The sequence below is a fragment of the Pseudobythopirellula maris genome (assembly GCF_007859945.1).
Taxonomy (GTDB): Bacteria; Planctomycetota; Planctomycetia; order Pirellulales; family Lacipirellulaceae; genus Pseudobythopirellula; species Pseudobythopirellula maris.
Window position 1 is genome coordinate 542,695 of sequence record NZ_SJPQ01000002.1, and the last position, 19,135, is coordinate 561,829.

The window sequence follows — 19,135 nt, forward strand, 5'->3', positions numbered from 1 at the left end:
TCGCCCGCGTGACGCCCCCAGCCTTCTCGCGCTTTATCGCGCTGCTTGTGATCGCGGCGTTCGCCGCCCCGCACGCACTCGCCCAGTCTTCGGACGAGGCGCTCAAGATCGAGCCCTACACCGGTCCGCCGATCTACCTGCCCGAGAGCCCGCCGCCGCCGGCGCCCAAGATCGTCGAGTCGCGCGACTTCTCGCTCAAGTACGAGGAGACCGGCAACCCGAAGATGGAGCGCACCATCGTCCGTTACTCGGACGAAACGGTCGCCAACCACGGGCCCTACAAGGAGTACTACTCCAACGGCCAAGTCTTCACCGAGGGTGAGTACGACGAGGGCGACCCGATCGGCGAGTGGACGTACTACCACCCCAACGGCGTCATGGCGAAGAAGATCACCTACCGCGACGGCCTGGCCGAGGGCGAGGTCGAGTTCCGCAACGCCGAGGGGGTGCTCGAGTCCAAGCGTCAGTACGACGCCGGCAAACGCGACGGCACGTGGAAGCAGTACGCCGAAGACGGCGAGCAAGTGATCAACGAGCAACACTACGAGAAGGGCAAACCGGCCGGCTTGTGGCGCAGCTGGTTCAAGAACGGCCAGTTGCGGCAAGAGAACCCGTTCGTCGACGGCAAGCGCGAAGGGACCTCGAAAGAGTGGACCGAAGACGGCCGGCTCAAGGCGACGGCGGAGTTCAAGGCGGGCCTTCGCGACGGCAAGACCATCGTTTACCAACGCGATGGCACGACCGAAGAGCGCGTGTACGTCGAGGGGCGTCTGCAGAAGCAAAACCTCTGATCGCGACGCCCGATCCTCGCCCCGGTTCACCGGCGGCGGGCGCCGGCGATAGCGTCCGCGGGTCGCTAAACGTCGGGGCGCGCCTATAATCGGGGCGTCGGGCATGCCGCCCGACCTCACGCCCCCCACCGATCGACCCCCTACCGACGAGATCCATGGCCTCGGAATCCCCCCCTCCCACCGGGCCGAAAGACTCGTCGTCTCCAGCCAAGCCGCCCCAAGGCGGCCCCGCGGGCCGAGGCCCCACCGAGCCGAAGGACCGCGACGGCAAGCGACCGCTCCCCCGGTCGAGCTGGTACCTGCTGATCCTGATGCTCACCGTCGGCGTGCTGGCTGTTGGCTCGTTCGCCAGCGCCCCGAGCGAGATCAGCTTCACGATGTTCGAGGAGCAGCTCGAGCAGAAGAACGTCAAGCGGCTCATCGTGAGCGGGCAGACCGCCATCGGCGAGTTCATCACGCCGCCGCTCGCCCCCACCGCGAGTGACGACCAAGCGGCCGACGCCGACAGCGCCACGCCCGCCGAACCCGTGCGCCTCAACGACCGGTTCCTGGTCACGCTCCCCACGCCGTTCCTCGAAGAGGGCCTGCGCAAGCAGGTCACCGACTCGGGGGCCGAATGGAAGATCGAGCAGCCATTCGATTACGACTCGTTGCTCGCGCTGATGTGGCTCGGGCTCTTGATCTTTATGGGCGTGATGCTGTGGAACTTCGCCCGCCGCACGCGCGAGCAGATGATGGGCGGAGGCATGCTCGGCTCCGTCACCCGCAGCCCGGCCCGCCGCTACGACTCCGAGGACGAGGGCCGCAAGACGTTCGACGACGTGGCCGGCCTGAAGGGCGTCAAAAGCGACCTGAAGGAGATCGTCGAGTTCCTCAGCGACCCGGAGAAATTCCACAAGCTCGGCGCGCGCGTGCCCAAGGGCGTGCTGCTCAACGGCCCGCCCGGCACGGGCAAGACGCTGCTCGCCAAGGCGATCGCCGGCGAGGCGGGGGTGCCGTTCTTCTCGATCAGCGGCTCGGAGTTCATCCAGCTGTTCGTCGGCGTCGGCGCCAGCCGCGTGCGCGACATGTTCAAGACCGCCAAGAAGGCGGCGCCGGCGATCCTGTTCATCGACGAGATCGACGCCATCGGCCGCCAACGCGGCGCCGGGCTGGGCGGCGGCCACGACGAACGCGAGCAAACACTCAACCAGATCCTCAGCGAGATGGACGGCTTCACGCAGAGCGAGACCGTCATCGTCATCGCCGCCACCAACCGCCCCGACGTGCTCGACCCGGCGTTGCTCCGCCCGGGTCGGTTCGACCGCCACATCACGGTCGACCGTCCCACGATCGAGGGCCGCGAGCAGCTCTTCGAGGTCCACTCCAAGGACGTGCCGATCGGCGAGGACGTCGACTTCAAACGTCTCGCTCGCGCGACGGTTGGCTCGACCGGCGCCGACATCATGAACCTCGTGAACGAGGCCGCCCTGTGGGCCACGCGCCAGGAGCGCAAGGTCGTCACGATGGAGGACTTCGAGTACGCCCGCGACAAGATGCTGATGGGCGACCGCCGCGAGGACGTGCTCACCGAGCGCGAGAAACGCGTCACCGCCTTCCACGAGGCGGGCCACGCCCTGCTCTGCTGGCTCTTGCCGAGCGGCAACCTGCTGCACAAGGTGACGATCATCCCCCGCGGCCGGGCGCTCGGCGTCACCCAGTACGTGCCCGAGGAAGACCGCCACAACATGAGCGAGCGCGAGATGCACGCCCGCCTCGCCATGGCGCTCGCCGGCCGGGCGGCCGAGCAGCTGGTGATCGGCGAGCTCAGCGCCGGCGCCGAGAGCGACCTGAAGCAGGCGACCCAGATCGCCCGCCGCATGGTCACCCACTGGGGCATGAGCGAGCGGATCGGCCCCGTGGCGTTCCACACCCACGATTCCGACCCGTTCCTCGGCCGCGAGATCACCCAAGAGCACCGCGACTTCAGCGAGCACACGCTGCAGGTCATCGACGAAGAAACGACCCGCATCCTCCGCGAAGCGGCCGACGTCGCCCGCACGACCATCGAGCAGAACCGCGACAAGCTCGACAAGATGGCCGCCGCGCTGCTCGAACGCGAGGAGATCGACGAGACCGAGATGACCGAGCTGATCGGCCCGGCGGCCAAGCTGCCCGAGGTCCCGGCGCCGGACGGCTACAGCGAGGCGACCAACGGGGCGCCGGCGTCCACGGCTCGCGAGAGCGAGTAAACCATTGCCGATCGAGAGCGGCATTATACTCACGGCGTTTCTTGCTCGACTCGACACGCTTCCGACGCCCTGTGATTACCGGAAGCGGATCACCAAGAACGCGCCCGATATTTGGCGATTCTACCGCAAGGGCGCTTGCGTCTTCGCCGCTGTTCCGTACACGTAAGTCCCCAGCGGTGACTACGACAACGCGTACGTCAAAAGCACGGTCAAGAAGATCGTGTTCGCCGCCCCCTTCCTCGACGAGAAGGGGCTCTTCCTCCTCTACGACGGCGCGGCGGATGACTGGCGCCCCCATCGAAAGTTGCACAAGGTCGACAAGACCGGACTCCGCCCCGTCATCTTGCAGTCGATCCATTACGTCGATCCTGCAACCGGAGAACGAAAACAGCCGGACGGCGTGGGGCCGATCAAGTTTGGCTTCTGCGGCAAAGTGATCGCCAAGATCGAGCACAGCTGCGCGAGCGTGTCTGAGGATGAAACCGGTTAACGCCCGGGTGGGTCTCCCGCCCAGCGCAATCGGCAACCCCGGCCCCCCACCGCTGGCAAAGATGGGGCGCCCGCCCGCTGGGATTTCTCGACCACGCGGGATTTTGTGCTATCGTGTCGTCGTGTGGCGTTGGACCCTTCTTGCGTTGCTTGCCACCCGCTAGGGAGCAGGCGACTTCCCAACCTCGATCGACCACTTTTCTTATCAGGGGCTTCTACATGTTTACGAAATGGCCGTTCTGGGCCTTGGCGGCGATCGCCTTGGCCGCGGCGTTGGGCTACCGCATGAGTGTCGACCCGCAAGGCTCGGCGTCGGGCGAGACAATCAAGGCGGCTTTCGTCACCGGCGGAGTCGGCGACTTTTGGGACTCGGCGATCGCCGGCGCCAAGCAGGCGGCGCGTGAGCTGAACGTCGAACTCGACATCCGCAAGCCCGAGGGCGAATCGACCCTCGAAGAGCAGATGCACCTGCTCTCGGTCGTCAGCAGCTTGCCGCTCGACGCGGTGGCGTTGTGCCCGCTCGACCCCGAGCGTCAAACGCAGCTGATCAATCAGATCGCGGTCTCCAAGCCGGTCATCACGTACAGCTCCGACGCTTCGGCATCGGCCCGACACGGTTACGTCGGCACGAGCAATTACAGCGCGGGCCTGGTCGCCGGCACGCTGGTCAAGAAATCGTTCCCCAACGGGGGAGGCAAGATCGCCGTCCTCTCCGGACACGCCACGCAAGAGAGCTCGCAAGAACGAATCGCCGGGTTCAAGCACCGCATCGCCGAGTCGCCCAACCCGGCAGAGTCGCCAACCGACACGCGTTTCCAGATCGTCGGCGTGATGGCGGACGACGGGTCGGCTGCCCGCTGCGAAGAGAACCTGCGTCAGGCCCTCGAGGAGCACCCCGACTTGGCGTGTGTCGTGTGCATGGCGCCCCACCAAGCCGCCGTGGTGCTCGGCGTGTTGGAGCAAGAGTCGCTGCTCGAGAAGATCCGCTTGGTGCTGTTCGACACGTCCGACGCCACGCTCGAGGCGGTCATGAAGGGCGACGCCTACGCCGCCGTCGCCCAAGACCCCTACAAGTACGGGTACGAGGCCGTGACGATGATGGACTCGCTCTGCCGGGGCGACAAAGACTACATGCCTGTCGTGGGACGCGGAGCGATCCACGTGAGTGTCGAGCCGGTGCTGAAGACCGACGTAGCCGACTTCCGCGAACGCGTGGCGGCCCGGCTCGAGCAGGCCGACGGCACGTGAGCGAACCGCGGGGCGTTGGCCGTGGGGACCTCTGAAATGATGGCCCAAGAATCATTCAGGCGATATCTCGGTCGCCATCGGCCTCCTTCGCGAGGGGCTAACCCATAGCCCCCCTGTGCGTTGCGACAAAATCGCTTTGGCATAAAAACGGCTACGCCACATTGGCCCAAGAACGATTGCAGAAATTTCGCGATCGGAGTGTTATCAAGATAATCGGGCGCCGCAGGGGGGCATTGCTGGCGAGCCGGTTGCGATCATGCGGAGTTCACTCGCCATCCGTCCCCCGATCGCTGCGTTTATTGCCACCGTTTCTCCGCTCTTGCTCGCCGCAAGTCTTCTGAGAGGGAGGGCGCGGCGAGCTTAAAAATACTTTTGGGCCAAGCACGCTGCTAGGCGGGCGCCGCTAGGCCGCCGAGGCGCAGCCCGCTTCGGGGCAGTGGCGGTACACAAGCGAGCAAAAGGGCGAGAGTCCGGACGTGCTTTATCGGTCCCGAGGCGAGGCGGAAGAGCTGGCAGAATCCCCTCCGTCGCGCCCGGAGCAAACACGACGCGCCTCAGGCGGCGCCGCCTAGGCTCACGTCCATGCCGTCGCCAAAGTAGTGCTTGCGGGCCTCGGGGTTGGCGAGCACCTCGCGCGGGGTGCCGTGGCAAAGCACTCGGCCCGCCTTCACCACGTAGCTGCGGTCGGTGATCTCGAGCGTCTCACGCACCTGGTGGTCGGTGATCAAGATCGAGATGCCGCGCGAGCGCAGGTCGCGGACGATCTCTTGGATGCTGTCGATCGTCACCGGGTCGATGCCTGTGAACGGCTCGTCGAGCAAGATGATCTTGGGCTCGGAGACCAGGCAACGGGCGATCTCCAGCCGGCGCCGCTCGCCGCCCGAGAGCGCCATCGCTCGGCTGCGCCGCAGCTTGGTGATGCCGAACTGCTCCATCAGCTCCTCGCAGCGCCGGCGGCGCGTGGTGCGGTTCATGCCGAGCATCTCCATCACGCCGAGCAGGTTGTTCTGCACCGAGAGCTTGCGGAAGACGCTCGACTCTTGGGCGAGGTAGCCCATGCCGCCCTCTTTCGCGCGGCGGAACATCGGCCAATTCGTCACGTCGCGCTCGCCCAGGCGGACCGTGCCGGCGTCTGGCGCGGTCATGCCGCAGGTCATGCGGAACGAGGTTGTCTTGCCGGCGCCATTGGGGCCGAGCAGGCCGACGATCTCGCCCGCCTCGACCTCGAACTCGACGCCGTCGACCACACGCCGACGGCCGAACGACTTGACCAGCCCGTGGGCTTCTAGAAGAGGCATGAGAGGACGCTTCCTTGCGTGGTGAACTTGTTCCCCTACCCACGGGAGGAGGGGAGACCCTGTCTATCGAATCATTCGCATGTCGCCGAAGTTCGGCCATGCGGGGATGCGGCGCCCGGTCATCGGCACCGAGTACCAAGAGTGCGGCCAGTAAACGCAAACCGCCTTGCCAATCAGCTGAGGACGCTCGAGGTACGCCCCCCCGGGCTTACCCAGGTCGCGGCCGCTGCCTTCGGACCAAAGGCGGGCGTCGAGGCTCTCGGGGCTGTTGTCGCCCATGACGAAGAACTGGTCTTCCTGGAGCGGGAACTCGACGGTGCGGCGGCTGTCGTACACGTCCCACAGCTCGGGCTGGCTGGGCGCCGAGGCGATCGACTTCAACCATTGGCCGCCGTACTCACGCCCGATCACGCTCTTATCGAAGTCGGTAACTATCACCCGGTCGCCGCGTTCGGAACTGTCGGCCAAGTAGTAGGTGTCGCGCCACACCGCCATGCGGGTGATGGTCGCCTTGGCGTCGGTCAGGCCTACGCCGGCCGGGGCCAGATCGCCCAGGTCGTTGTCGCCCGTTTGTGGCGTGTCGGCCAGCAACTCGCCGAGGCCCTCCACATCGGTGTAAGACTCGCTGAGCACGACTTCGCCGTCGACCCACAGCGTGAGCCGGTCGTCGACGTTGGCGAACGTGAGCGAGTGGCTGCCCGCGCCGCGGATCGGCGTGTCGGCCGAGGGGGCGAAGCCTTCGTAGGGTGCGTCGGCGCCCGGCGGCCGCAAGGACAGGGTCGCCTTGCCGGTGGCGATGTCGATCGTGGCCGTGCAATGGGCGCCCGCCTCGACGAGGTCGATCGCCAGCTGGCCGGTGGGCGACTCGATCGCGAGTTCGGCGTCGATGCTCAAGTCGCCGACCCAGTGCACGCCAACCTTGCCGATATCGCGGTCGTAGAATGGTTGCAGCGAGAGGTCGCCCCCCCGGTTCAGATCGCTGCGTAGCACCTTGGCGTTGTACGCCGTGAAGTCCGTCACCAGCGAGGGCGCCGGCTCGGTCTCGGCGAGCGGCTCGCCGCGGCGGATCGGACGCCACACTTCGTCGTTGGGAGGCGTGTGCCGGTAACGCAGCCAAGCGGTCGTGGCCGAAGCCTCGCCGCGGTACGCCTGGCTCACGGCGATCCCGTCTTCCTCGGCCTCGACCGACCAACCATCTCCTTCGGCCGTGGCCGACCAGCGGAGCGGCCAACCGGCGCGGTAGAGCGACGCGGGATCGTGGTCGGTGTCGTGCACCAGTTGGCGCATGGCGAGCACGGTCTTGGGGGGCTTGGAGGCGATCTCGAAACCGTCGTCCTCGGCGCCTTCGGCTTCGGCCGCGTCTGGCGGGAGCATGTGGAGATCGCCGTGGCGGATCCGGACCGTTTCGCCCGGCAGGCCGACCAGCCGCTTGATGTAGTTCGTCGTTGCGTTGCCCGGGAACTTGAAGACGATCACGTCCCAGCGCTCGGGCTCGGCGAACTGGTATAGCAGCTTGTTCACCAGAACGCGGTCGCCGCTGTAAGAATGTTCGCTCTTCTCCGGGCCGCTGGCCTCGGGCAGCGTGTTGGGGAGCGCTGCGGACTCGAAGGGCGTGACGTAGCGACAGACCGGGCAGGCGCCGCCGACGCATGCTTGGCTTTGGATCAAACCGCGGGCGGTGATCGCATTGATGGGGCGCCCGCGCCGGTCGCGGCCGCTCAGGGCCTGCTGGACGACGGCGCCCTCCTCGTCGCTGGCGTTCACCCGAAACCGCTCGCCGCACTGGTCGCAGTTGACGTCTTTGTGGCGGCCCATCAGCGTGGGGGCCATCGAGCCGGTCGGGATGACGAACATCTCGGCGATGAATGTGCGGAACAGCAGCGCCAGCACGACCGCCACGACGAGACCTTCGATCGTCTCACGCGTCGACTGGTTGCCGGACGATCGCGGCTTGGCGTCGCTCTTCGCCTGACGGGCCGCCTCTTTGAGCGAAGCGGTGGTCGGCACGGGCGGGGCCTGCGACTTCTTACGTTTCTTTTTTTTCGCCATGAAGGGCTCGGGACGCGTGGTGGGGGCCCGCCTGGGCCCGTGGGGGAAGGGAACTATAGCGGAAAAAGCCGGTGCGGCGTAACACGGGCTCACGGCGGGGTCTGGGGGGGCGAGCCGGGGGCATAAGCCCCCGGAGGGCACGGGTACACGCTCCACACCGGGGGCTCACGCCCCCGGCTCATTTTTCATTGCTGGCGTCGCGGTTGTTTGCGACTCCGCTCACCTGCTGGGCTTGGCTGCTCGGCCGATGACCAGCCGCCGCGGCAACCCGGGACCCGACGCCCAGCTGCGGCTGTCGAGCGAAACGGCCTGGTTGTCGCCGACGACAAAAAGCTCGTCCGGGCCCAACCGCCAGGATGCCGGCTCCGCCACGCTCGCGGCGCCAGCAGGGGCCCCCTGGTAATAGATGTCGCGATGGACCTTTAGGTTCCCCAACTCCACCGTCCCGCCCCAAGCCGACACGGCGAGCCGCTGCCCGGCAGGGTGGGCGAACTGACCGTTTCCCCCAGGCGGGGCAAGCGCCGCCCGCAGCAGCGCTTCGTCGCCCACCGCCACCAACGCTTGGCGGTCGAACGACGAGCAGACGATCGGCAAGCGCTCGCCCGGGGGCAGCGGCGCCTCGCCGAGCGGCTCGCCTTGCGCGTCAAGCAGCCGGACGCATCCATTCGCTGCATCGAACTGAACAGCAAAGCTCGCGGCGCCGCCAAACGCGATCTGCACCTGGGCGCCCTCCGTCGCGTGCAGCGTGAAGCAGAGCATCCGATCGTCGACCCGCTCCAGGCGACGCGACACGGCGAGGTTGTCGGTGAGATCGTCGTTCACCTCGCCGCCCGGCGGCTGGTAACTCAGCTCGGCGGACGGCCTCTCTGCAATCGGCGCGAACAACCAGTCGCCGCCCTGTGGGCGCCACGCCACGCAATCGGCTCGCCAATCGGCCTGCGCCGCGCTCATCGGGATGCGGACCCGCAACTGATCGGCGAGCGACTTCGTCAAGCGAACGCCCTCGACCCACAGGTCGCCCTCGTCGATCGTCACTCGCTCGCCCGGCAAGCCGAGCACACGTTTCACTGCGAGCCGCGAGGCGTGCGGCGGCTCGTGGAACACGACCATGTCCCAGCGATCGAGCGACGCGAGCCGATCAACCACCAACCGGTCGCCCGGCAGGGGCGCGCCGCTGGCGACGAGCGCTCCTTCACCGCATTGGGGGCACGCGTGGCCGTGACCAAGGCGAGTCTCGATGGCGGCGGTGAACACGGCCGCGCAGGCGGGACAGGCAACATCGATGTGGGCGCCACGCAGCGTGGGGGCCATCGAAGAGCCCGTTACACGCACCGGCTCGACCCACCCCAAGACGAGGAAGGCCCGCACCAATACCGCCAGACAAACGGCGCCGATGGCGAACTCGACCGCGCGTCGCATCAGGGAGAGCTCCGGCTGGTGAAAAAAGGCTCGTGGGCGCTAGCCGCCGGCGTAACCGTTCGGGTGCTCTTTGTGCCAGCGCCAAGCCGAGGCGACGAGCGCCTCGATGTCGGTGTGCTCGGCCCGCCATCCGATCGCCGCCAGGGCGCCGGCCGGGTCGGCGACCAGCTCGGGCGGGTCGCCCTCGCGGCGTGGCCCTTCAACGACCTTGATCGGCTTGCCCGTCGCTCGCTCGCAGGCGGCGATCACCTCGCGGACACTCACCCCCGTGCCGGTGCCGAGGTTGCAGCGGATCGCGGAGCCGGGCTCGAGTTTCTCAAGCGCCGCCAGGTGCGCGGCGGCCAAGTCGTCCACGTGGATGTAGTCGCGGATGCAAGAGCCGTCGGGCGTTGGGTAGTCGGTACCGAACACCGAGATGTGCTCCCGTTTGCCGAGCGCCACCTCGAGGATGAGCGGGATGAGATGGGTCTCGGGCGAGTGGTCCTCCCCGATCGACCCGTCGGCCGCAGCGCCCGAGGCGTTGAAGTACCTCAGCGCGGCGTAGCCCCAGCCGTAGGCGTGTCGGTAGTCCTCGAGCGCCTGCTCGATCACCAGCTTGGTGTAGCCGTACGGGTTGATCGGCGACTGTGGGTGGTCTTCGGGGATCGGCACCTGGTTGGGCACGCCGTAGGTGGCGCAGGTGCTGGAGAAGACAATCCGCTCGACGCCCGCCCGGCGCATCGCCTCGAGCAGCGAGATCGTGCCGACGATGTTGTTGTGGTAGTACTTGCCGGGGTCGGTGACCGACTCGCCCACGTAGGCGTAGGCGGCGAAGTGCATGACCGCCTCGATCTGGTGCTCTCGGAGCACGCTCTCGACGAGCGCCCCGTCGAGGAGGTCGCCCTCGATGAGCCGCTCGGCGTCGACCGCTTCGCGGTGGCCGTAGACCAAGTTGTCGAAGACCCAGACCGAGTGGCCGCAGGCGGTGAGGTGCTTGACGGCGTGCGATCCGATGTAGCCGGCGCCGCCGGTGACGAGAATATTCATGCCCCGATTGTGCCGCCCCGCTCGCCGTGTGGCGAGGGGGGCGGCCCAAGGGGAGGCGTCAGTCGCGGCTGCGACGCGAGACGACGCCGATTGCGAGGCCAATCACGGCCAGCAAGGCCGAGCCGGGCTCGGGCGTCGAGATCCCCACGGCCGGGGCGGGCGCCGAAACGCCGGGCGAGCCGAAGTTCGCGACCCACAGGTCGTAGTCGTCCATGTCGACAACGAAGTCGTGGTTGCCGTCGGCCGGGTGATGGGCGAACTCCGTGGCGGTCTCGCCGAGCGCGTCACGCCAGACGGTGAAGTCGGCCGCGTTGACGTAGCCGTCGCCGTTGTAGTCGCCGGTGATGTAGTTGGGCGCTCCGATGTTGTCCGTCATGCGGATGCCGTACGGGACCGGTTTGGTCGACTCGATCGTGCCGTTCTGGGTGGGCGGCGTGTTGGGATCGCCGTCGGAGGTGGCGTGCGGGTCGGGGCGCGACATACGCCAATCGATCGGCGCGCCGTCCGGCAGCTGCGAGGGGCTCAGCGCGCCCGTTCCCGGATTGCTGGTGGTATTGAAGATGTGCCAGTCGTCGTCCGTCTGGCCGGTCGAGTTGCCCCACCGCGCGATGTGCTCGATCTCGTAGCCCACCCCGTAGTAAACGGCGTCGGGCTCGAGGCCGGGATCGACGGTGCGGATACCCCCCTCGAAGAAGATGCGATCGCCGACGTTCTCGACCCCGTAATTGACCTTGGCGTAGGTCCTGCCGTACAGCGTCTCACGCGCCTCGTAGACGCCGATCGCGTCGAGGATCTCCCAGCCCTCTTGGCCGGTCGGCAGGTCGAGGCCATCGTTGCCCACGTCGAGGTCGAAGCCAAGCTCCGGCGCCGAGCCGGACACGTTGTGGACGATCATCGCCGTGAAGCCGCCGTTCTCGGTGACGCCGTCGTCCTCAAGGTCGGAGGCGCCGATCGTGCTCGTGTCGCCCGAGCCGTAGCCCGCGCCCGTGCCGGTGTTGATCAGGTCGGTGGCGTCGGGGTGCACCGAGTAGCGGCTAGGATCGTTGGCGCCCGCCTGGCCGGCGCCTCGGTAAACGAGGAAGCCGTTCGAGCCGAGCGTCATGCCGTTCATGTCGAAGATGTTCTCGATCGTCCCGGCGAATCCCTCGTTCTCGAGGTTGTTCTCGTTCTCGATGAAGATCAGGTAATGATTATCGAGCGGGGCGTTCGGCTCGCCGCGCAGCTCGATGTACTCGTCGCGTTCCTCAACGCCGCCCGAACTAGCGGTCGGATCGTAGAAGATCTCATTGATGTAGAGACCTTCAGCCGCGGGCGCCAAGCAGGCTAACGCCGCCCCTAGCAACAGGCTGTACAAGCGGGAAGAGGTCGCAAAGCAGTCGGTTGTCATGCTCTTCAGAGGGGGGAGTGCGAGGCGGGGGCGTGTTGCCGGTCTCGGATGAACGCGGTCCGCAGGCGGGGCGTCGGTGCGAGGCGGTCTGCCGCAGTTGGAAAACGGGAGCCGCGTTGTCGCTTGGACCGCACGGCGGGCCGGCAATCGACTCGGTCTTTCGTCCGAAGGGTCTGCTCAGAAAAAGCAGCAGTTCATCAGGAAGCAGCCGAGTGCGAACCGGGAGGGGCGGAACAAACCGGGAGCGCAAGCGCGCAGTTGTTCCGAGCTAAGTTTTGGCAGAGTTTTATGAACCCCCGACGAAGGACTGGTTAAGTCTTGATGAAGATTGCCCGTCGCGAATTGTCAGCCCGCAAAGCAATCTCTACGCTACGAAAACACGCGTGACACACGCTGCCGGACATAGCACACGCCGCCGGAATTGTGTGTCTGCCGGTCCCCCGCTCGACCGCACGCCTGCCCGCTAGGCACGGAGTCTTTGGTTATGCCCCACTCGTTGACGACCACGCTACCTTTGCGCACCCCACAAGCCGCTACGGCTTCAACACGAGAGTCCCGAGGTCCGCGCCGGGGCTTCACGCTTGTCGAGTTGCTCGTGGTGATCGCCATCATTGGGATCCTCGTCGCATTGCTGCTGCCGGCGGTGCAGTCGGCGCGCGAGGCGGCGCGGCGTTCGCTCTGCTCGAACAATCTCAAGCAGATCGGCCTCGCCCTGCTGATGGCGCACGACACAGACGGGAAATTCCCCGCCGGGCTCTACTCCGGCAGCGACTCAGACATCAAGGAGGCCGGCGGCTCCGGGTTGTACACACCGGAGGACGGGCTCGGCTGGGCCACGCGCATCCTTCCGTTCATCGAGGAACAGCCCACCTACGACGCCCTGGCGAACAACGGCATCAGCGGCCTTAAGGACCCCTGGAAGCCCTTCTTCTTTGTCAAGATCGCCCTGGCTGGCGCGAGCAATCCCCTGCCGGGCGCCGACACGGTGATCAGCACCTTCCTCTGCCCCACCGCGGTGCTGCCCGAGCGCAAGCCCGAGGCCGCTTACTTCGGAAACAGCGTGAGCGGTCCCCTGAATACCTCGGGCTATGGGACTTCGCATTACAAAGCCTCACGGGGGTTTTGCGACCGCGGCATGTACATGCGTAAAGAAGAAGCCCTAAACGCAGGTTCGTGCTTCGCCGATTACAACGGCGACGACGTCGATGAGCTGATCTCCAAGGAGCCTTTCAAACAGATCCGCATCGCCAACGTGACGGACGGCACGAGTAAAACGATCGCCGCGGGCGAGGCGGCCTACTTCATCGACCACGGCAGCTTCCCGGTGTGGATCGGCTCGGACTTCGAGGACGGGGCGGTGCTCTTCAAGACACTCGACGTGATCAACTGCAACCTCCCGCCCGGGCTCAGCTTCCCGCTCGCCGAGGACCTCGAGGACTTGGTCCCCAACGACGACTGCGCCTACAGCGCGCACCAGGGAGGCGCCTTCTTCGCTTTTGTGGACGGCTCGGTCCACTTCCTCACCGATGCGACCGACCAACGTATCTACCGCTTGTTAGGCGACCGCATGGATAGCGAGGCGTTCGATGCCCTTTGATCTGATGACCGGCTATGGCAAACCGATGGTCGGCCTGCTAGCCCTGGGACTGGTGCTGACAAGCGGTTGCAGCAAACCCGAGTTCGAGGTCGCGCCGACAGGCGGTGTTGTTACGCTCGACGGCGAGCCCCTCACCACTGGCAAAGTGATGTTCGCCCCCAAGGCGGCGGGCGGCGGCCTCAAGGCGGGCAAGACAGGCTTCGGCGTGATCGGGCCCGAGGGCCGCTACGACGTGAGCACCTACGGCGCCGAGGACGGCGCGGTGGTCGCCAAGCACACCGTCACGGTGATCAACTCGGAGCCCGACTCCGAGTCGGGCCAGCGGCTCCAAGTCGAGCGGATCACATGGCCGCAGCGGCTCGTTGTCGAGCCCGGCAAGCAGAACGAGTTCGACATCGAACTGACGACCGAACTGCTCCAACAGCGCGGCATGAAGCGAGACTAGGCCCGCGGGCGCACTTACCAATGGCCGCGCCCGCGAGCCACTATCCCGAGAGTCGCTCGACTCATACCCGCCGCATGGCCAGCGCGCCCCAGGCCAGCCCAATGAGGCCGAGCAGACCCGCGGTCGGCTCGGGCACGAACGTGGCCTCGAGGCCCTGGAACTTCGAGCCGTTGCCCTCGAACGGCGTGAAGCCGTCGGCCCAGTTCGAGGCGTCCGGGAAGTACTCGCTGTACTGGAGCGTGAACACCTCGCCCGCTTGGAACGGGATGTGGAGGTCGAACAGGTCGTCGTCCGCCGCTCCGGCCTCGGTCAGCAGCGTGACGTTCGGCTCAGCGATCTCACCGATGTCTTTCAGACGCAAGCCAATCTGCGAGTCGAAGATCGACCACACCTCGCCGCCCGGAATCGTGAGGTAAAAGAACTCGAAGCTCTCGTCCTTCACGCCGTCGAAGTCGAGCATCGTGATGTAGCCGGGCTGGTCGAACGAGAAGGTGATCGACTCGCCCTCGCCCGCCGCGGCGCCGCCGAGCACGTCGAACTTGTCGTTCGAGTTGTCGGTCACGCCGGCGATAGCGCGGCTGTTGAGGCCCAGTCCCGAAGAACTGGCCTCGTTGAACACCGCGCCATAAGGGGCGGCGGCAAGGGTCATCGTCGCGGGCCCCTCGGTGACCGTCGCTGTGGTGAGACCCGAAACGCCGTTGGCGTTCGAGCCGAACTGGAACCGCTCGGCCTGGGCGGCACAGGCGGGGAGAACGAGTAGTGCGATTGCTGCGGTCGCTATCGTCAGTCGCGTCATTAGACGTAGCTTTCTTAGGTGTGACTTAGAATTAGTGGCTAAAAAAAGAGGGCCGTGCGACCGATGGGTCGCACGGCCCCTGAAACCAGACCGGGTCCGTTGGGGGCCCGGAGCTACTCAGCGGCGGCGGGCGACGGCGAGGCCGCACGTGGCCAGAGCGGCGAGCAGAGCGGCGGTCGGCTCGGGCACGGGCACGCCGATCGAGGCGATGGCGAACTGCCCCTCGTCGTTGGCGACGGCCGACATGCTGGCGCCATTCGCGTTGCCCACGGTGCTGAACGCGCCGAGCGTCACGTCGTACGACTGGCCGCCGTTCAATTCGGCGTCCGGGTAGACCTCGAAGTCAATGATGTTCTCGATACCGGTGGGGACGCCGGTCGACAGGAACAGCGTCACGCCGTCGCCGCCTTGGCCGAGGCCCTTGCCGCCGTGCGTGCCGACCTGCCACAGCTGCAGGTTCGACCAAACAGAGTAGAATTCGGTGAGGTCGTCGGTGTCGACAAAGACGGCCGACTCGCCCGGGGCGATCGAAGCGACACCCGCGAGGATCGAGGCGTCGCCAACGTCCTGCGACTCGTCGTCGAAGTACAGGTCGCCATCGGTGGCGGCCACCCAGGCCATGTCGCCGTAGTTCGTCACCTCGAACCAGTCGTCGGTGAGGTTCGAACCGGGCTCGTTGCCGGGCCAGATCTCGGTGATCTGCAGGTCGAAAGCGGCGCGGGCGGGCGCCGCGAGCGCCAGAAGGGCGCAGAACGTCAGAGCAATCTTCTTCATGAGGTCGACTCCAGGAAGGGAAGTAATTGGGGGGACGGGTAAGGTGGGAATAGAAAACCGCCCCAGGCAGTTGGAGGAGTATCTGGCCAGCGTATTAAGATTGAATGAACCTGAAGCGCAAATGGTGTGAAAGGTGGTGTAAGCCGACCTCGCACCTGCGGCTTCACGCACCAGTCTAACCTGCAAGCCTGAATCGCCTGCCGACTTTTCCGGATATGCCGGCTGTAGCTGATGTGCCGGTAATTCCTTTCGATCGCGTCGTACCAACGAGGGATAGCGCCCTTCGAGGTTTAGCTGGCTTCCGATGAAAGTCGACTCTCATCAGCAGGGTCCGCTATGGGGGAGTGTTCGCCAGGATGGCGAGCACGATGGCAAGGCCTATGGGGAGCTCTCTCCCCGGACACAATCGCAAGGAAGCGCTACCAGATGACCTTATCCGCCCTGCGCGCCCGCCGCGGCACGCCCGCGAGCTCTCTCGCTTATCTGGCCGCGGCAATGTTGTTCGCTGCTGTCGCCACACAGACAACCCTGGGCCAGACGCCCCCCGACCATAAGGCGCCCACTGCGGCGCCCGAAGCGGCTTCGCCAACGGCTACTCCGCCGCTGGACGACGAGCCGCGCCGGCTGCCCACGAGCGGCGACGCGCCCGGCGATGATCGACAGACCCCCTACGACTCGATCGCGCTGGCCGCAGCCGTCGAGCCGGCGGGCGACTTCGCGGCGTACGACCAACGGCTCGCCGCCCTGGAAGAAAAGTACGCCGGCCTCGCCGACGAGAACGCCGCGCTGAAGAAGAGCCTCAAGGGCTACGCGCAGTCGGGACACAGCGGCGCCACGATGAAAGTCAACGGCCGCATCCACGCCGACATGTGGAACTTCCCCGAATCGAGCGCGGGCGTGAACGGGTTCGAGTCGGGCGACCCGGCGGTCACGCCGCAAGACCGCCTCGGTTTCCGCCGCATGCGTTTCGGCGTGAAGGGCAAGCTGCCGTACAACATGCTCTACAAGATCGAGATGGAGTTCGCCGGCGGCAGCAACCCCGAGTTCCGCGACGCCTACCTCGGCTGGGACGACATGAGTTGGTTGCACACGGTGCTCATCGGCAATCAGAAACGCCCTTACGGTTTGGACCACCTCAACAGCAGCCGCTACAACGTGTTTATCGAGCGCCCGTTCGTCATCGAGGCGATCAACCAAGACGCTCGGCGTTTTGGGGTTTGCTCGTACGGCTTGTCCGATGACGAGGCGTGGAACTGGCGGTACGGCGTGTTCAATCAACGCCTGATCCAGGACGAGGGGAACTACGTCAGCGACCACTTGCAGGGGCAGATCGCCGGGCGGTTGGCCAACACGATCTGGTACGACGAATCGTCCGGCGGCCGCGGCTACGCCCACTGGGCCTTGGCCGGCACGTGGGCCGACACCGATGGGAACGCGGCGGCCGACAACTTCGCCGACTCGGGGATCAACGAGGCCCGGTTCCGCCACCGCCCCGAGGCCCGCACCGACCAGCGTTGGCTCGACACCGGCGTGATCGCCGGCGCCGACGATTACTCCTTGCTCGCTCTCGAGGGCCTTGTGAACATCGGCCCCACGCAGCTCGTGGGCGAGTACCAGCGTCTGTGGCTCGACCGCAACGCCGGCGACGAGCTCGACTTCCACGGCGGCTACGTCTACCTGTCGTACTTCCTGACCGGCGAGCACATCCCGTGGGAGCGCAAGAGCGGCACCCTCGGTCGCGTCAAGCCGTTCGAGAACTTCTTCCTCGTCGACCGCTGCAGTGGCGCGGGCCACGGCTACGGCCTCGGCGCCTGGCAGGTGGCGGTCCGCTGGTCGTACGCCGACTTCAGCGACCAAGACATCCAAGGAGGCGTCGGCGAGAGCGTCACGCTGGGGCTCAACTGGCACTGGACCCCCTACGCCCGCATGCAATTCAACTACATCTACGGCGACATCGAAGAGAACGCCGACAACGCCCCCGTCGGCGCCCCGGTCCACGGCACGTACCAGATCGTCGGCACGCGGGTGATGGTCGACTTCTGAGTCGCCGCCCATCGACACAACGCCGGGACCCCACCAACACCAACCACCTACGCCCCTACGGGGGAGAGACGCATTCATGAAAACAAACCCCATTCGACTGTTCGTCGCGGCTGTGGTTGCAGCCCTGGCATTGGGAACCGCGTCCGCTGACGCGGCCGACAAGAACGAACTCTTGCAGCCGGTTTGCTGGAATGAGCCCGCCTGTTCCGCGTCGTGCGACGCGTGCGGCAGCGACACCTGCTACGCCGAAGCCGAAGAGGTGACGGTCGAGAAGCACTGCTGGGAAATCGAGTGCGAGAAGGTCTGCGTGCCGCCCGTGCGATTCCCCTGGCAGTGCGGCGGCAGCAAGCTGACTCTTTTCAGCTGGCTCGACAAGAATAAATGCGGCGACTGCTGCTCCGACGGGTGTTGTAGCGAGGCGTGCTGTGCCGACGCGTGTGGTTGCGGCGCCGGTTGTTGCGAACCGACTTGCGGCTGCGACGGTTGCTGCTGCGACATGGACTGCGACTGCGAGTCGTGCCCGCCTCTCTGCTGCAACGACAAGCTCAGTTGCCTCTCGCCGTGGGGCTGCAAGGTCCGCTGCGTGCGCGATCTTAAAAAGGAGACCTGTGAGGTCACTAAGTGCGAGTACAAGTGGGAAGTCCGCCGGCTGCCCGCTTGTTGCCCCGATGGCTGCTGCGGCGGATCGGGCTGCTGCGGCGAGTGCTGCTCGACCTGTTGTGAGCCGTGAGCTGTTAGCTACGACAAATAACAAACCCCGCGGCGACCAAGGTCACCGCGGGGTTTTTTCGTTGCCGGTCCGAGTTGCCTCTCCGGCTTAGCCGCGGCGGATCTCGATCCGCTTGGGCTGCGCCTCGGGCCGCTTGGCGATCGACACGCTCAGCACGCCGTCGGTCAGCGACGCCTCGATCGTGTCGGGGTCAACCGTCTCGGGCAGCGAGAGCCGTCGCACCGTCTTGCCGAACGTACGCTCGTTGAAGAGCGGCGTGCGGGTCGGTTGACTCTCTTCGTCCTGCGGCTCAGGCAGAGCGGGCGTCGGCCGTTCGACCGAGACGCTCAGCTCTCCCTTGTCGAAAGTGATCTCGACGTGCTCCTCCGTCACGCCGGGGGCGTCAAACTCCAGCCGCAGCCGGTCGCCCTCTTCCCAGGCGGAGACAGGCAGCCCGCCGCGCACCGCGGTGGCGACCTGCGATGTGACCGGGCCGAAGAACTGCCGGAGCAGGCTGTCGACGTCGGCCATCGGGCCCGTGGGGAGGTAATTGCTAACTCGGTTTGTGGGGGTTGTGTGGGACATGGTGTGGCTCTCCTATCGAATGGGGGTATTGATCGCCCCTGTTCGGCGGGGCGTGACTGCTGAATTGCCGGCCGAGGTAACCCAGCCGGTCGCGACAGGCTTTCAACACCTCTTAATGCAAGACCGGCGCCAATCTCCCACTAAAGACCTAAACCATTGCCTATCAATCGCTTACGGAATGTTAAGAAACGGCGAAGCACGTCAATGCAGCCATATTGGCAGCCGCAACCCCGGTTGCGGCCGAGGAG

16 protein-coding genes are annotated in these 19,135 nt (G+C 66.2%); 8 read left to right on the forward strand and 8 right to left on the reverse strand.

The genetic code is table 11. The features are described from left to right. Positions 1-8 precede the first annotated feature (8 nt). From Mal64_RS09890 to Mal64_RS09905, 4 genes are all read left to right on the forward strand, one after another. A complete protein-coding gene (locus Mal64_RS09890; RefSeq protein WP_146399626.1) occupies positions 9-791 on the forward strand; it encodes a toxin-antitoxin system YwqK family antitoxin in 783 nt (260 codons plus the stop codon). A 155-nt stretch (positions 792-946) separates the two neighbouring features. Next, entirely contained in the window at positions 947-3,022 is a 2,076-nt protein-coding gene (gene ftsH, locus Mal64_RS09895; protein ID WP_146399628.1) for an ATP-dependent zinc metalloprotease FtsH, read from the forward strand. Between the two features lie 220 nt (positions 3,023-3,242). Further along, positions 3,243-3,512, forward strand: coding sequence for a hypothetical protein (locus Mal64_RS09900; protein WP_146399629.1), 270 nt, complete (start codon positions 3,243-3,245; stop codon positions 3,510-3,512). A gap of 218 nt (positions 3,513-3,730) precedes the next feature. Then, a complete protein-coding gene (locus Mal64_RS09905; RefSeq protein ID WP_146399632.1) occupies positions 3,731-4,759 on the forward strand; it encodes a substrate-binding domain-containing protein in 1,029 nt (342 codons plus the stop codon). A gap of 554 nt (positions 4,760-5,313) precedes the next feature. On the opposite strand, the gene lptB is transcribed toward Mal64_RS09905, so the two are convergent. From lptB to Mal64_RS09930, 5 genes are all read right to left on the reverse strand, one after another. Continuing rightward, entirely contained in the window at positions 5,314-6,057 is a 744-nt protein-coding gene (gene lptB, locus Mal64_RS09910; protein WP_146399634.1) for an LPS export ABC transporter ATP-binding protein, read from the reverse strand. 63 nt (positions 6,058-6,120) lie between these two features. Then, complete coding sequence (lepB, locus tag Mal64_RS09915; protein ID WP_146399637.1) at positions 6,121-8,106, reverse strand: signal peptidase I; 1,986 nt, start codon at positions 8,104-8,106, stop codon at positions 6,121-6,123. Between the two features lie 219 nt (positions 8,107-8,325). Then, on the reverse strand, positions 8,326-9,525 hold the full coding sequence (locus Mal64_RS09920) for a S26 family signal peptidase (protein ID WP_146399639.1): 1,200 nt from the start codon (positions 9,523-9,525) through the stop codon (positions 8,326-8,328). A 39-nt stretch (positions 9,526-9,564) separates the two neighbouring features. Further along, positions 9,565-10,551 carry a UDP-glucose 4-epimerase GalE gene (gene galE, locus Mal64_RS09925; RefSeq protein WP_146399641.1) on the reverse strand — a complete coding sequence of 329 codons (987 nt, stop codon included), beginning with the start codon at positions 10,549-10,551 and terminating at the stop codon, positions 9,565-9,567. Between the two features lie 58 nt (positions 10,552-10,609). Then, the gene (locus Mal64_RS09930) at positions 10,610-11,938 is read right to left on the reverse strand and encodes a hypothetical protein (RefSeq protein WP_146399643.1); all 1,329 of its coding nucleotides are present in this window, start codon (positions 11,936-11,938) and stop codon (positions 10,610-10,612) included. 484 nt (positions 11,939-12,422) lie between these two features. Here Mal64_RS09930 and Mal64_RS09935 point away from each other — a divergent pair, with 484 nt between their 5' ends. Beyond that, a complete protein-coding gene (locus Mal64_RS09935; protein ID WP_146399645.1) occupies positions 12,423-13,535 on the forward strand; it encodes a DUF1559 domain-containing protein in 1,113 nt (370 codons plus the stop codon). After that, entirely contained in the window at positions 13,525-13,980 is a 456-nt protein-coding gene (locus Mal64_RS09940) for a hypothetical protein (protein ID WP_146399647.1), read from the forward strand. Before Mal64_RS09935 ends, Mal64_RS09940 begins: the two co-directional genes overlap by 11 nt. Before the next feature lie 61 nt (positions 13,981-14,041). Here Mal64_RS09940 and Mal64_RS09945 read toward each other — a convergent pair whose 3' ends face one another. Further along, on the reverse strand, positions 14,042-14,776 hold the full coding sequence (locus Mal64_RS09945; protein WP_146399649.1) for a hypothetical protein: 735 nt from the start codon (positions 14,774-14,776) through the stop codon (positions 14,042-14,044). A gap of 117 nt (positions 14,777-14,893) precedes the next feature. Next, the gene (locus Mal64_RS09950; protein WP_146399651.1) at positions 14,894-15,550 is read right to left on the reverse strand and encodes a hypothetical protein; all 657 of its coding nucleotides are present in this window, start codon (positions 15,548-15,550) and stop codon (positions 14,894-14,896) included. Between the two features lie 426 nt (positions 15,551-15,976). Between Mal64_RS09950 and Mal64_RS09955 the strand changes: the two genes are divergently transcribed. Together Mal64_RS09955 and Mal64_RS09960 are read left to right on the forward strand one after the other, a co-directional pair. Continuing rightward, entirely contained in the window at positions 15,977-17,593 is a 1,617-nt protein-coding gene (locus Mal64_RS09955) for an OprO/OprP family phosphate-selective porin (protein ID WP_231993647.1), read from the forward strand. Between the two features lie 76 nt (positions 17,594-17,669). Next, on the forward strand, positions 17,670-18,323 hold the full coding sequence (locus tag Mal64_RS09960) for a hypothetical protein (RefSeq protein ID WP_146399654.1): 654 nt from the start codon (positions 17,670-17,672) through the stop codon (positions 18,321-18,323). Positions 18,324-18,410: 87 nt separating this feature from the next. On the opposite strand, the gene Mal64_RS09965 is transcribed toward Mal64_RS09960, so the two are convergent. Continuing rightward, positions 18,411-18,887 (reverse strand): Hsp20/alpha crystallin family protein, encoded by a 477-nt coding sequence (locus Mal64_RS09965; protein ID WP_146399657.1) that lies wholly within the window; start codon positions 18,885-18,887, stop codon positions 18,411-18,413. Positions 18,888-19,135: the final 248 nt, after the last annotated feature.